The 12,339-nt window shown below is 47.6% G+C and carries 16 protein-coding genes and 1 riboswitch; of the genes, 5 read left to right on the forward strand and 11 right to left on the reverse strand.

The annotated features are described in order from the left end of the window. Positions 1-35: 35 nt before the first annotated feature. Positions 36-509 (reverse strand): NUDIX domain-containing protein, encoded by a 474-nt coding sequence (locus tag ACFVU8_RS09040; protein ID WP_387426879.1) that lies wholly within the window; start codon positions 507-509, stop codon positions 36-38. Positions 510-733: 224 nt separating this feature from the next. Here ACFVU8_RS09040 and ACFVU8_RS09045 point away from each other — a divergent pair, with 224 nt between their 5' ends. Next, the gene (locus tag ACFVU8_RS09045) at positions 734-910 is read left to right on the forward strand and encodes a hypothetical protein (RefSeq protein WP_175374447.1); all 177 of its coding nucleotides are present in this window, start codon (positions 734-736) and stop codon (positions 908-910) included. A 116-nt stretch (positions 911-1,026) separates the two neighbouring features. Here ACFVU8_RS09045 and ACFVU8_RS09050 read toward each other — a convergent pair whose 3' ends face one another. From ACFVU8_RS09050 to ACFVU8_RS09065, 4 genes are all read right to left on the reverse strand, one after another. Next, positions 1,027-1,689, reverse strand: a complete 663-nt coding sequence (locus ACFVU8_RS09050) for a putative ABC transporter permease (protein WP_387426881.1) — start codon at positions 1,687-1,689, stop codon at positions 1,027-1,029. A 119-nt stretch (positions 1,690-1,808) separates the two neighbouring features. Beyond that, positions 1,809-1,988 (reverse strand): hypothetical protein, encoded by a 180-nt coding sequence (locus ACFVU8_RS09055; RefSeq protein ID WP_387426883.1) that lies wholly within the window; start codon positions 1,986-1,988, stop codon positions 1,809-1,811. A 184-nt stretch (positions 1,989-2,172) separates the two neighbouring features. Next, a complete protein-coding gene (locus tag ACFVU8_RS09060) occupies positions 2,173-3,078 on the reverse strand; it encodes an ArsR/SmtB family transcription factor (protein WP_387426885.1) in 906 nt (301 codons plus the stop codon). Between the two features lie 139 nt (positions 3,079-3,217). Further along, a complete protein-coding gene (locus tag ACFVU8_RS09065) occupies positions 3,218-3,913 on the reverse strand; it encodes an NAD(P)H-dependent oxidoreductase (protein WP_387426887.1) in 696 nt (231 codons plus the stop codon). A 114-nt stretch (positions 3,914-4,027) separates the two neighbouring features. Between ACFVU8_RS09065 and ACFVU8_RS09070 the strand changes: the two genes are divergently transcribed. Further along, complete coding sequence (locus tag ACFVU8_RS09070) at positions 4,028-4,423, forward strand: winged helix-turn-helix transcriptional regulator (RefSeq protein ID WP_175374443.1); 396 nt, start codon at positions 4,028-4,030, stop codon at positions 4,421-4,423. Between the two features lie 110 nt (positions 4,424-4,533). Here ACFVU8_RS09070 and ACFVU8_RS09075 read toward each other — a convergent pair whose 3' ends face one another. Continuing rightward, entirely contained in the window at positions 4,534-5,328 is a 795-nt protein-coding gene (locus ACFVU8_RS09075; protein WP_066371368.1) for an AraC family transcriptional regulator, read from the reverse strand. A 129-nt stretch (positions 5,329-5,457) separates the two neighbouring features. Between ACFVU8_RS09075 and ACFVU8_RS09080 the strand changes: the two genes are divergently transcribed. Then, positions 5,458-6,804 carry a glycoside hydrolase family 30 protein gene (locus tag ACFVU8_RS09080; RefSeq protein ID WP_175374441.1) on the forward strand — a complete coding sequence of 449 codons (1,347 nt, stop codon included), beginning with the start codon at positions 5,458-5,460 and terminating at the stop codon, positions 6,802-6,804. Positions 6,805-6,862: 58 nt separating this feature from the next. Here ACFVU8_RS09080 and ACFVU8_RS09085 read toward each other — a convergent pair whose 3' ends face one another. Together ACFVU8_RS09085 and ACFVU8_RS09090 are read right to left on the reverse strand one after the other, a co-directional pair. After that, a complete protein-coding gene (locus tag ACFVU8_RS09085; RefSeq protein ID WP_379466382.1) occupies positions 6,863-7,549 on the reverse strand; it encodes an LrgB family protein in 687 nt (228 codons plus the stop codon). Continuing rightward, a complete protein-coding gene (locus ACFVU8_RS09090; protein ID WP_387426889.1) occupies positions 7,549-7,953 on the reverse strand; it encodes a CidA/LrgA family protein in 405 nt (134 codons plus the stop codon). The genes ACFVU8_RS09085 and ACFVU8_RS09090 overlap by 1 nt, the downstream gene beginning before the upstream one ends. Positions 7,954-8,150: 197 nt before the next feature. Here ACFVU8_RS09090 and thiD point away from each other — a divergent pair, with 197 nt between their 5' ends. Beyond that, positions 8,151-8,963, forward strand: coding sequence for a bifunctional hydroxymethylpyrimidine kinase/phosphomethylpyrimidine kinase (gene thiD, locus ACFVU8_RS09095; RefSeq protein WP_387426890.1), 813 nt, complete (start codon positions 8,151-8,153; stop codon positions 8,961-8,963). Positions 8,964-9,141: 178 nt separating this feature from the next. On the opposite strand, the gene ACFVU8_RS09100 is transcribed toward thiD, so the two are convergent. Next, a complete protein-coding gene (locus ACFVU8_RS09100; RefSeq protein WP_175374812.1) occupies positions 9,142-9,513 on the reverse strand; it encodes a winged helix-turn-helix transcriptional regulator in 372 nt (123 codons plus the stop codon). A gap of 172 nt (positions 9,514-9,685) precedes the next feature. Between ACFVU8_RS09100 and ACFVU8_RS09105 the strand changes: the two genes are divergently transcribed. Continuing rightward, the gene (locus ACFVU8_RS09105; RefSeq protein WP_387426892.1) at positions 9,686-10,414 is read left to right on the forward strand and encodes an SDR family oxidoreductase; all 729 of its coding nucleotides are present in this window, start codon (positions 9,686-9,688) and stop codon (positions 10,412-10,414) included. A gap of 85 nt (positions 10,415-10,499) precedes the next feature. Here the strand turns inward: ACFVU8_RS09105 and ACFVU8_RS09110 are convergent, their stop codons facing one another. Together ACFVU8_RS09110 and ACFVU8_RS09115 are read right to left on the reverse strand one after the other, a co-directional pair. Beyond that, entirely contained in the window at positions 10,500-10,976 is a 477-nt protein-coding gene (locus ACFVU8_RS09110; RefSeq protein WP_387427230.1) for a C40 family peptidase, read from the reverse strand. Between the two features lie 4 nt (positions 10,977-10,980). Continuing rightward, a riboswitch (cyclic di-AMP (ydaO/yuaA leader) is annotated at positions 10,981-11,117 on the reverse strand. 451 nt (positions 11,118-11,568) lie between these two features. Then, positions 11,569-12,330: an SDR family oxidoreductase gene (locus ACFVU8_RS09115; RefSeq protein ID WP_387426893.1), complete on the reverse strand. Its 762-nt coding sequence runs from the start codon at positions 12,328-12,330 to the stop codon at positions 11,569-11,571. Between the last annotated feature and the right edge of the window lie 9 nt (positions 12,331-12,339).

A 12,339-nucleotide genomic window follows, 5' to 3' on the forward strand; every position in this document is an offset into this window, starting at 1 on the left:
ATCGATGTCCATGGCTTCTACTAACAAATGATGCTTTATTCAAATATCGGCTTTAAGGAAGAACTGTTCTTTGCAAAAATCTCTTTCGGATAAGGAATCGCTAGCTCAGGCAGTTCTTCTTCCTTAAAAAACTTCAGTTCCTCCGCCTCTCCATCCAGTCCCACAAGCGTTCTATTGATCATTGAACATTCGAATACCATGGCCAGATACTCCACCTGATGACCATTGTTATACTCAAATCTAAATTTCTCACCGCCAAACACGCCGATCATCCGGTTCGGATTAACCATGAGTCCCGTCTCTTCATACACCTCTCTGCGTATAGAACGAGATGGTTTCTCTCCCGGTTCGATGGCACCTGCTGGCAGACCCCATAGTGTCTCGCCCGGCTTGCGGATAAACAAGATCTCATCTTCTTCATTTCTTATGACGGCCGCTACTGAGGGAATTAGTAGCAACTCTGGTCCGATCTTTTCCCGTAATCCTTGATAGTACTCAGACATTGGCATGGCTAACCATCCTTTGGGTTTATGACGTGACCTTAATTAAACTACTATCTATGTATATTAGACAAAGCCCCACGGTTGACCTTGTTCATCTTAACTTTTTCTCCCACCGGTTCAAGAGCATACAAAACGCTCACCTGTTATCGTGAATTTGCATACTCCAGGCTGATTACTGCCACAATAGATAAGCACCATGCCAATCATTCGATGCCAGGGAGGATTACACAATGAGTCCAGTCAAACCGGATAAAAACCTGATCAACACAGTAAGTGACCTTGAAACGACACCTGTGACAAGCCAGCAGGCCCAGCAGCTCGGACAAAAGAAAAAGGACCATCGGAAAGAAATGATCAGTAGTGATGATCAGAAATTCCAGAAGAATGAGCAGAATACGTATAAATAATATGAAAAAAGGGAGCCCTGTACCTTTGTACAGGGTTCCCTTTTGATCGTTAAGCCCAGCCTCTCATTATTATGAAGAGTATTCGCCTTGCATGACATTATATCTTAGTAGAACCTTCATCCCTCTCCAAGCTCCACTTCTTTCTGCCCCCGACCTCGGGTCCAGCAGGTCCATAGCAGATCTGCGCTAAATAACAGGATCACTAGCGGCATGGCTATCTGCCATACCACCCCCACCTGACGGTACAACAACACCATGAGCGGCTGAAGCACATACATACAAGCAATGGACAACATCCACCAGTATAAAGAAAAGCGCAGGCAAATATGTCCGTGAAGCTGGTAAGACATACCGGAGTAGTCCCACCATTGCTTGTGAAAAGCTTTTTGCAGCAACCAACCACTAGCGTATTCAACCGCTGACGGTATCAGTAAGGCACACAACAGGAATATTGGAAGCGATACTTCCAAGTCCCGAACAGCCAGCAACAATAGCGGAGCCAAGCCGTACATCGGTTTGAATGGACCTCGCAGAAAACCTTCTTTGTGAAAGGTGCCCTGGCTATATAAATTGTAGGTTCCTTCGAGTACCCAGCCCAGAAAGGAATACATCATAAAGTAAAAAAAGTACTCGCTAACCACAGCAACTGGCCCGTAGTTATATAATGAGATAAACGGCGTTCGAGTGAAAATTGAAATGGAACTCGCCCCCTGACTGTACATCTGGTGAATGAACATCGGGGCATAGTATGCCTTTCTTTCACTGGCAATATTCTGCAATGCCTTCGCTTCCGCACAAAAAAGACATCACCCTCATCGGCAGGCTGCTTTAGGCACATTTCCTTTTGCTGTAAGCATAACAAAACAGACCACCCATATGGATGGCCTGTTCGGCGTTCTTAGTGCTGATTCTTTGGAAGCGGGTCAGGATGCGCGGATTCCGCAGGTTTAGCGACCCAGTCGTCTGCCTGCGGCTCGATGTCGACCCCACTCTCCATCTTCTTGATTTCCGCCAGTGAATCGCCGGATTTATTTTTCTTATTGCGGATGTCCGCTTCATTCTGAATATGATCCGTCATGTGGAATCCTCCTTTTGGGCTGTACGATGTTGGTTCTTAGTTATCGTTACCCGTTGAGGTTGTTTCCAAACATGGCGCAATGACGCTCCGGACGGATGATCTTGGGAACGCCGAGGAGTCCTGGACGTTGACAACTGTGCGAACAGCAACGACAAAACAATTGCATCGCAGTTTCTTCATAGGCTCATTCGCTGTAGACTCTGAACACAATATCCTGCTCGTAATTTCCGCTTCCGCAGCCGTATAATGCCAGTCGGCCCCGCCTTCGGTTCACTTCTGCAGCCGTAACCCTGAATGTCCATTGCTCGTGATGCCAGCAAATATCAGCCAGCGTCACCTCGGAAATCTGTTGTCCATCCATGAATGTGCCGCTGGCGTTAATCCGCAGCACTTTTAGCAGCCCCCGCCGGTTCACTTCATTCTTCCAATAATCCGCGGTCAGGGAATTCCTCAGTTTGCTTGACTCTCCAGGTCCGGTCCATCTCCCCAAATCTCTGTCGTTCAGTGTAAAGATAATGTCTGTCGGCCATTTCTCGTTCACATGCGACGCCTCGGAGCCGATTTCCATGGAGATTTCAATCTCCTGCACAGCGATGTCCCTGAAAAGATAATTAGGTACTTTGTATTCCACGTATCCCTTATCAAGCCACAGGACACTTGTATCAGCATGGCATGGGTCTCTGAACCTCCGTGTATCATCATCACAGTAGCCCACCACTTTATCAGTGCCCATTATTCCACAGCCAGGAGCGACTTGCAGATCGGTGTAATGCCCGACAGGGACGGACACCTCGACGACTTTTCGGGCAACTGCACTTGCCCCGGCCAGCTTCACCAGAAAATAGTTCGCAGACAGCGAACAATATTTATAGGTACCCCCGTCGATCCGTCTCATTTTGGAGCTGACAATGCCTGCTTTCTGCAATTTGACTACATGAGAACTGACAATTGCGCTGCTGAGATGAAGCTCTGCAGCCAGCTCCTTGATATGCATTTCCCGCTCACCCAGCAGATCTACAATCCGCAGACGGACTTCGCTGGCGAGTGCTTCATACACCCGCAGGGATTGGGTATCTGTCGTTAAGTACATGTGTACACCTCCATAATCATGATGGTCATGAAATTATATATCAAGGAACAGAATAAATACATAATTTTGGATAAAGATTGGAGAGTCTCATAAAAAAAACAGGCACGGAGTTTTCCGGCCTGTTCTTGATATCATTTTCTTACACCCACTGGATTACCTGACCAGCGTCTTGCCGTATCTTCACGCGTGGATCGTTAAGCCGATAGCCAAACGCCACCATACAGGAAATGCCAAAGTGATCGGCGTCCATAATTCCTTCTGCGGACAGGATTTCTTCAATCTTACGTTTGTTAAAGCCCTCAATGGGACAGGAGTCCACTCCAATTTGCGCTGCAGCCGTCATCATATTGCCTAGCGCAATATAGGATTGTCGGCAACCCCATTCAAATAGCACCCGTTCATTATCTTTCAGTTCAAAATCATTTTCCAGGAACGCATCGAACCTGTTTTTCCTTCCCTCGAAGGCCTCAGGTGGCATGTTTTGAACATTTTGCATTAGTCCACTGAGATAATCGGAGTTAGGAAACAGATCTTTAGGCAGTCTGGACAAAATAAGTACGAAATGGCTCGCCGTCCGCAGCTGTCTCTGCGCTCCCCAGGCATAGTCATACAATTTCTCACGGAGTACCGGGTTCTGAACCACCACAAATTTCCATGGTTCAAAGCCAAAGGAGCTTGGGGACAATCGTCCTGTCTCCAATATAAATTCAAAATCCTCATCGTTGATCTTTTTGCTACCATCAAATTCTTTGGTCGCATGTCTGAAGTTGTAAGCTGACAGGATTTCTTTTTTCACAGATGTTGTTTCCACTATTGATCCCTCTCTTCTTCTCATTGAATTGACGTATAACCGATCACAGTTTTAATATTAAGTTATATACTTCATTTTTATAAGTACGCACATTAATGTGGTGTAGTATATAAAATGATACCAAGGGGAGAAGATCTCATGCCTAATCGAAAAAGCCGCTTTAGCGACGATATCTCACTGGACACAGGGCAGGCTTGCCCAGTAGAACATACACTGAATGTCATCGGTGGCAAATGGAAGGGAATTTTGCTGTATCATCTAATGGATGGGACCAAACGATTCAGCGAATTCCGCCGAATCTGTCCAGGAATTACCCAGCGGATGCTGACCCTGCAGCTTCGTGAATTAGAAGAAGACGGTGTAGTGCACCGTGAAGTGTACCATCAGGTTCCTCCTAAAGTGGAGTATTCGTTGACCGAATTTGGAAGAACCTTAACTCCGATCATAATGCTTATGAAGGATTGGGGCGAGGAATATAAAATAAAACAGCTTTCTACAGAAAGCTGCCGCATAGACACAGAAGCCGGCCAATAAGGCCGGTTTTTTGGTTATTTTCAGCGTGCGGATAGGGCTGTATTGTATGAAGATCCAACTTCGTGCGAACACTAGGTACGCCATGCGTTGTTTCACTCCAGCCCCTGAAACTATTCCCGTCGTCGGTACACGCCAGGGGATACACCGTAACGCTCCCGGAACACCTTATGAAAATACGTGTAACTGCCAAAGCCGCATTCTTCTGCGATACGTTCCAGAGTGTAGTTGCTGTTATCCATAAGGCTCAGGGCCATGGCCAGACGGATTTGCTTGGCATATTGGATCACGGAATAACCAAACTGGGCCTTGAACAGATGCACGGCTCTTGTCGGACTGATCCCGGCATGGGAGGCCACATCCTCTAGACGAATGACGGAGGTAGCATGCTCTTCGATGTAACCTTTCATTTTAAGGGCAAGCAGCAGGGATGCGGATGAGGTCACAGGTGCCTCTTCAATGGCCCGGTCGAGAAGCAGACATAAAGCCTTGAATAAGGCCTCAAGAATTTCCGCGTTACCTCCGTCCAATCTTCTTTGTTCAAGGATAAGCTGCTGCCATACACTGTGTATTTTGCCGACATCAGCAATTCTGATCTTCTTCGGGCGCTCGCGTTTGTTCCACCAGTAATCCACCCAGTCACCCGTACACATGACAAAATAATCGCCGCTGTGGCCCAGCGGACTTTGCTTCTCTCCGATCCGCAGATCGTAGATCTCCCCCGGAGGGAATAAAAGCATGTCCCCAGGGAGGACGGTCACCATCTTGCCGTCGATCAGCGCTTCGGACTCGCCTTCTACCTGGAGCCGGATGATATAGGTTTCGAGACCGTTTCGGAATAACTGCCGAAAGGGCTGATCATGGCTGACGTAGGCGCTGAGCTGTATGTTTACGCCAATTTTTTCCATAGTTACTCCTCTTTTCTTTACACTTTCATGACCAGATTGATGAGGTTATTAGCCATATTGTTTCTTCAAAGGAGGCCGGAATTCCTCCTATAATAAATTTATGAAATTACCTAGGAGGTTATCGTCACTATGAGCCAAGGAACTATTCGCGTCATCCAGACCGCTAAAGATACTGCAGATCGACTGACAGAAAAGCAAGCGCTTACCTTCATTCCTGACACTGAGGAAAAAGAAAACACGCTGATCAATATTTATGATGATCTTGAATATCAGGAAATTGAAGGCTTTGGCGGTGCGCTTACCGAAGCTTCGGCAGTAACGTTGGCCAAGCTAAGCGAAGAGAATCAGAAGAAAGTCATTGATGCTTATTTCGATCGGGAGCAAGGCATTGGCTACACCCTTTGCCGCTCACATATTCAAAGCTGTGACTTCTCACTAGGCAACTACACTTATGTAGAAGAGCAAGATGCCGAGTTAGCAACTTTCGATATTTCCCGTGACCACACGTCCATTATTCCGCTGATCAAGCGCGCTTCCAATGCAGTAGGTACAGATTTCCGTCTCTTCTCCTCACCATGGAGCCCCCCAGCCTTCATGAAGACGAATGGTGAAATGAACAATGGCGGCAAGCTCAAACCGGAATACAGAGAAGCCTGGGCCAATCTTTTCGTTAAATACATCCAGGCCTATGCCGAAGAAGGCATCGATATCTGGGGAGTCAGCGTACAGAATGAAGCCAAAGCACAACAAATTTGGGATTCCTGTATCTACACCGCTGAGGAAGAAAAGGATTTTGTCCGCGATTACCTCGGACCTGCACTGGAGAAAGCCGGCCTGTCCCACGTTAAGGTATTGATCTGGGATCACAACAAGGAACGGGTCTATGACCGTGCCAAGGTTGCTTTTGAAGACCAGGCTGCATCCAAGTACATCTGGGGCATCTGCTTCCACTGGTACTCCGGAGATCACTTTGAAGCGTTGTCTGCGGTACATGACCGCTTCCCGGATAAGAAACTCTTCTTCAGCGAAGGCTGTCAGGAAGGTGGCGTTCACCTCGGTTCCTGGAAGACAGGCGAGCGTTATGGCCATGACATCATCGGTAACCTGAACAATTGGATGTCTACTTGGACCGACTGGAATATCCTGCTCGACGAGCAAGGTGGTCCTAACCATGTAGGCAACTTCTGCGACGCCCCGATTATTGGCGACACCGTACAGGATGAACTCATCTTCGAGAGCTCCTACTATTACATCGGGCATTTCAGTAAATATATTCGTCCAGGCGCTAAGCGCATTGGAAGCTCCAAGTACACCGATCATCTGGAGACAACAGCGTTCCGCAACCCAGACGGAACCATTGCTGTTGTCGTCATGAACCGGACAGACAATGAGCTGCCGTTCACCCTCCGTTGCCGTGAACAGCTGGCTGAGACCTCCATTCCGGGTCATGCGATCCAGACACTTCTGTTCAAATAAGTGAACAAGAAAACGGGTACCCTCCTTATTATTAGGACGGTACCCGTTTTCCATGTTGCTAGTGGTACAGCAGCCAGGCTACAAGTGGAGCAGTAAAGGAGCCAGCAATAGCGCACACGGTCATCGCGACCGAGCTCATGGACAAGGACTGTTCCCCATATTCCAGCGCCTTAGCCGTTCCCAGTGCATGTGAAGCCGTTCCTAGACCAATTCCAATCCCGATCTCGCTGCGGACTCTGAACAGCTTCAGGATGTATGGGCCGGCAATGGCACCGGTAAATCCGGCAATCATGACAAAGACAGAGGTCAGGGACGACTCCCCTCCCAAGCTGCCAGAGATCTGGATCGCTACCGGCGTCGTGATGGACTTAGGCAGAAGTGAAAGAATATACTGCTTCGGAAACCCCATCAGCAGAGCCAGCAGGATTCCGCTGAACATCCCTACCAGAAGACCACTTAATGTACCTCCCAGAACCGCTGGAAGGTTACGGCGCAACACATGACGCTGGTTATAGAGCGGATATGCTAAAGAGACCACTGCGGGACCCAGCAGCTTGTTAATCCACTGTCCGCCGATCATGTAAGTCTCGTAGGGAATTTCAAAGTACAGCAGCAGGACGACGACCAGGAACGTCGCAGTTAAGGCTGGCATTAGAACAGGGATGCGAAATCTTTTATAGATCAAGGCCATCACCACATATATGCTTACATTGGCAAATACAATTGCAATCGCAGTCAGAATCATCAAGCTTCCTTCCCTTTCTCTTCCGTACCTGGCAGGGCCCTTTGTACATCCATGCTCCATCTGGCAAACCATCTGCTGGAATGCGCCGCCGCACCAATTGTGACTGCCGTACTCAAGACCAGCACTACAATCAGCAGCAGCCCTTTTCCGCTAAACAGACTTAAGTGATCGACAATACCAGCTGTCGCGGGAATAAAAAATAAGGGAAGATACGCCAAGATCGCCGCAGACCCGTGCTCAATCCATCGGACAGGCACAACCCGGCACAGCAGCAGAATAAAAAGAAGCAACAGGCCGATAATACTTCCCGGTATGGGAAGATGCAAAAGCTGCTTCACAGCCTCGCCAGCCAGGGAGAATAAGTACAGCAGTACCACCTGAGCAATAATTCGCACAATCTTCATCAGACAAAAGTCCCTTCACGGAGTAAACTATCCTTATGTTATTGTAAAAAATGGACTCTATCAGACTAACAGAGATTTCATGATTTTTTCAATGTATAATATGAAACTCTGATGTATTTTCACTAAGTGCCGATTTTTGTTATAATCAATTCAATTCGTACTTATGAATTGAGACATAGAAGAAGGGGACGTTTGCATTGTCAAAAATAATCAAGACTTTAACCATTGCCGGTAGTGACTCCAGCGGAGGCGCTGGCATTCAGGCTGACCTGAAAACTTTTGAGGAATATGGAACGTACGGCTTCAGCGCGCTGACCACCATTGTAACAATGGACCCGGACAACGGCTGGCACCATAATGTCTATCCTGTGGATGCGGCTATCGTTGCTGAGCAGCTTAAAACCATTTTCGCTGGCGGTCCAGTTAATGCCATGAAGACCGGTATGCTGGGCAGTGTAGAAATTGTTAAGGTAGCCGAGCAAGCAATCCGTGAGAATCTGCAGGGCAATGTTGTCATTGATCCTGTTATGGTCTGCAAAGGTGAAGACGAGGTGCTGAACCCGGAGAGCGCGCAAGCGATCCGCGATTTGCTGCTGCCTCTAGCCACCGTAGTTACACCTAACTTGTTTGAAGCAGGTGTATTGTCCGGTCTCGGCAAACTCACTACTATCGAAGATATGAAAGAAGCTGCACGATTGATCCACGGACTGGGTGCCCGCAATGTTGTTGTTAAGGGCGGTAAGGCACTGGATGGCTCCAAAGCAATCGACGTCTTCTTTAACGGTACAGACTACACCGTCTTCGAAGCGGATAAAATCGAACCGGCACACAACCACGGCGCAGGCTGCACCTTTGCGGCTGCGATTACCGGTGGACTTGCGAACGGCCTGACCGTAGACGAAGCGGTTGCCAAAGCGAAAGACTTCGTCTCTGCAGCCATCCGCAACGGCTTCGCGTTCAACCAGTACGTAGGACCGGTCTTCCACGGCGGACACCGCCTGGAACAATAGGTCTCGCCCATCTGGCGAACAATCTTGTCATACAAAAGAGCAGAGCCGATATCCTCGGCTCTGCTCTTTTTATACGGCTATAGTAAGCTGCTCAGCAGCTTTCAACTTGTTAACGAGAGTAGACACCCTATTTGCCTAAATGCGCCCTACAGGCTATTTTCCTCAGGCTACCGTTCCCTCAGTTCTCCCTGACAGTCGTTTCAGCATCTTCACGTTCATTTACGAAGTTAAGATGGCTTCTGCCCCAACCACACATGCTATCCAGTACTACTGCAATCGTTCTACCGTGCTCAGACAGGCTGTATTCCACGCGTGGAGGCATCTCCTGATAAAAGATCCGGTCAATGAGCCCGTCCTCCTCCAGCTCCCGTAGCTGCTTTGTGAGCGTTCCCTGGGACACGTCCGGTATCCTCCGCCGCAGTTCCCCGAACCTCTGCGTCCCGTCCACCAGCAGCATGAACAGGATCAGCGGCTTCCACTTGCCCCCAATAACATCCAAGGTTGCCAGAACGCCTGTCAGTCTGGGCTCCTGCGAATTTCGTTTCATCATCATCACCTCTCCTGTTCTCTCCATCATACCTGTGACGCCCCTCAATTGCACGTCTCTCCTGATAGTACGAATTTTCGTACCGGGTACGAATAAAGTGCGTACTGTGCAGCGCCGTTATTTTACCCAATAATAGAATGGAAACCAACAAACGAATAAAGGAGAACAACCTATCATGTCAACTCTTACTCTACAAAATCAGCGGGTCGTTATTATAGGAGGAAGCTCCGGGATTGGATTGGCAACAGCCAAACAAGCGGTGGAACAAGGTGCATCCGTCGTTCTGGCAGGTCGGTCCTTGGACAAACTGGAACTAGCAAAGGAAAGACTGGGCGAAGACTCCGTAGAAATATATACTTTGGACAACAAGGATGAGGAACAGCTGAAATCCTTTTTCGAGCAAATTGGGCCATTCGATCATCTGTTCACGCCTGGCGCCAGCTATGTCAGAGGGCCGATTACGTCAAGTGCGGAGGTTGCCCGCAGCTGCTTTGACGCTAAATTCTGGCCGCAATACAATGCTGTAAAATATGCTGCCCCGCAGATGCGCCCCAATGGCTCGGTCGTACTGATGTCTGGTGCCTTTGGGCAAAGACCGCTCACAGATGGCGCTTCCTACGCTGCCTGCAATGGAGCCATCGAAAGTCTAGGTAAAGCGCTGGCGGTGGAGCTGGCTCCTATTCGGGTCAATGTCATTTCCCCGGGAACGATTCACACAGAATTTAACTGGGAAGGCGCCGAACAAGCGGTTCGGGACGAATCCTATAACGCCTATGCCAAAATCAACCTGCTCGGCCGGATCGGCACAGCCGCAGAAGCCGCACATACTGTTGTATACCTGATGACGAACGGATATACCACCGGCAGCACCCTGTTCCCGGACGGCGGCTATATTTTACGCTAATCTCTTAGCATACTCTAAAAACAAAAGGTGCCCCGGACAGCCAGAAAGCTGGCTAATTCGGGACACCTTCTATGTATTTTCTGAATTATTTCTGTCCAGTCATGGCCAGATAGCTTGTCTCACTCACGACACGGCGTGCGGTAACATAACGATCAGCATAATACGATTCCGACAATTTACTGATGCGAACGCCCTTGCTGCTGGAGGAATGAGCGAACTCACCATCACCGATATAAATACCTGCATGAGAAATTCCGTTACCAAGGGTATTGAAAAATACTAAATCTCCGACACGAAGATCTTCTTTAGCGACAGCTGTACCCGCTTTAGCTTGGGACTGCGAGGTGCGCGGAAGATCTCCCGCATTGAACTTGTTGAATATGTATAGAATAAATCCGGAACAGTCAAAACCCGCTGTTGTTGTGCCTCCCCATACGTAAGGAGTACCAAGGAGTTGGTTCACTTCATTGTCGATCTTAGCGTTAACGTCACTGGCAAATGCGGCTGGTGCTGCAGTTAATAGAATAGCGGCTCCAAGTACAGAAACAATAAACTTCTTCAGACCGTGATTCTCCCTTCAAATGCCTACGGAGTTAGCTGAGGGTTCGGTTAAAGGTTTCCCTATATTCCCTTGCTTTCAGGAATAATTCACCCAGATGTGGTTCCCCCGTTTTCAACGATTGAAATTCGGCAACATTGATTAATATTTTGTAACTATTTGTATAGTAGTATAGATGTCCCCCTCCTGTCAATGCCATTTGATAGATTCACAACTTTATTTGCTCTTACATTCTTTCTACATATTCATAGATTATACTGCTATTTATCGCTTATTTTTCAGGGGATCGACCCTGCTTTTTCTAGCAATTCTTCCTCTATCAGTCCCGCATGTGTACATGAATATGCAGATGAAAAACTGGTAACATTCTTGTAATCACTGCGGATATATCAGCTATTTTGTCACAACTATTTTCATTTCCAGAATCTTATAGGCAGCTATCTCTAGTGTAGGTTATATTTTCGGAATAGCAAAAAGACGCTACAAACACCAAAGAATTGGAGTAGTAGCGTCTTTTATTGGCACATATAATCAATAACAGAAAGTTAGAAATCTTAAATCGCTTTTACAGAGAGTTCGTTCTTTAAAATCGACATTACCAAGGCAGTTGCTTATCTTGGTGATAGAAACCACCTGTTGGACCATCGGCTGGCAGTGTAGCAAACTTAATACTGGTCAGACTTCCTTCTCTTTCATCCAAGGAGGCTTTCTCTCCTCCAAGTCCAGTGCGGACCCAACCCGGGTGAACGGAATTCACCTTGATCGGCGTGTCCTTCAGTTCGTGTGCTAAATGAACAGTAAAAGCATTCAAGGCTGTTTTAGAAGCATTGTATGCAAATGTCTTCATTGAATAAATTGGAGCACTAGGATCTGAATGCGCGGTCAGAGAGCCGAGAATACTGGACAGATTTACAATGCGGCCTGCTTCAGATTTACGGATAAGCGGCAATAAGGTTTGTGTCAGCTGGATCAGTGAGAAAAAGTTAACATCGAACGTTTCTCTAAGAAGTTCAATTGGGAGTGTACTTGTACGGTTAACAACTTCGACCGATACACTTTCCTCATCCAATAAGATCCCCGCATTATTGATTAATATATCTAGTTTCCCAAAGTTCTTCTCAATGTAGTCATACACAGCAGCATGATCTGAGATGGTATTCACGTCAATTTTAACGCTTACTACATCTAATCCTTCTTGTTTCAGTTCCGCTGCAACAGCTTGTCCTTTTTCCTCATCGCGGGCGCCGATAATTACGGTAGCACCTATTTTGCCAAGACCACGAGCGGTTTCCACACCAATTCCACGAGTAGCTCCTGTAATCAATGCCACTTTTCCCTTTTGATCTTGTGTTGTCATATTTATTTT

Origin of the sequence: Paenibacillus sp. NPDC058177 (assembly GCF_042883835.1) — a bacterium.
Lineage (GTDB): Bacteria > Bacillota > Bacilli > Paenibacillales > Paenibacillaceae > Paenibacillus_AQ > Paenibacillus_AQ agri.

Bases quoted from the DNA above. Each gene is read 5' to 3' on its own strand.
- ACFVU8_RS09075 (WP_066371368.1), bottom strand. From the start codon at position 5,328: ATGGAAAAAATTGGCGTAAACATACAGCTCAGCGCCTACGTCAGCCAT.
- ACFVU8_RS09065 (WP_387426887.1), bottom strand. From the start codon at position 3,913: ATGAGAAGAAGAGAGGGATCAATAGTGGAAACAACATCTGTGAAAAAA.
- ACFVU8_RS09080 (WP_175374441.1), top strand. From the start codon at position 5,458: ATGAGCCAAGGAACTATTCGCGTCATCCAGACCGCTAAAGATACTGCA.
- ACFVU8_RS09055 (WP_387426883.1), bottom strand. From the start codon at position 1,988: ATGACGGATCATATTCAGAATGAAGCGGACATCCGCAATAAGAAAAAT.
- ACFVU8_RS09115 (WP_387426893.1), bottom strand. From the start codon at position 12,330: ATGACAACACAAGATCAAAAGGGAAAAGTGGCATTGATTACAGGAGCT.
- ACFVU8_RS09060 (WP_387426885.1), bottom strand. From the start codon at position 3,078: ATGTACTTAACGACAGATACCCAATCCCTGCGGGTGTATGAAGCACTC.
- ACFVU8_RS09085 (WP_379466382.1), bottom strand. From the start codon at position 7,549: ATGATTCTGACTGCGATTGCAATTGTATTTGCCAATGTAAGCATATAT.
- ACFVU8_RS09105 (WP_387426892.1), top strand. From the start codon at position 9,686: ATGTCAACTCTTACTCTACAAAATCAGCGGGTCGTTATTATAGGAGGA.
- ACFVU8_RS09045 (WP_175374447.1), top strand. From the start codon at position 734: ATGAGTCCAGTCAAACCGGATAAAAACCTGATCAACACAGTAAGTGAC.
- ACFVU8_RS09040 (WP_387426879.1), bottom strand. From the start codon at position 509: ATGCCAATGTCTGAGTACTATCAAGGATTACGGGAAAAGATCGGACCA.
- ACFVU8_RS09090 (WP_387426889.1), bottom strand. From the start codon at position 7,953: ATGAAGATTGTGCGAATTATTGCTCAGGTGGTACTGCTGTACTTATTC.
- ACFVU8_RS09100 (WP_175374812.1), bottom strand. From the start codon at position 9,513: ATGATGAAACGAAATTCGCAGGAGCCCAGACTGACAGGCGTTCTGGCA.
- ACFVU8_RS09070 (WP_175374443.1), top strand. From the start codon at position 4,028: ATGCCTAATCGAAAAAGCCGCTTTAGCGACGATATCTCACTGGACACA.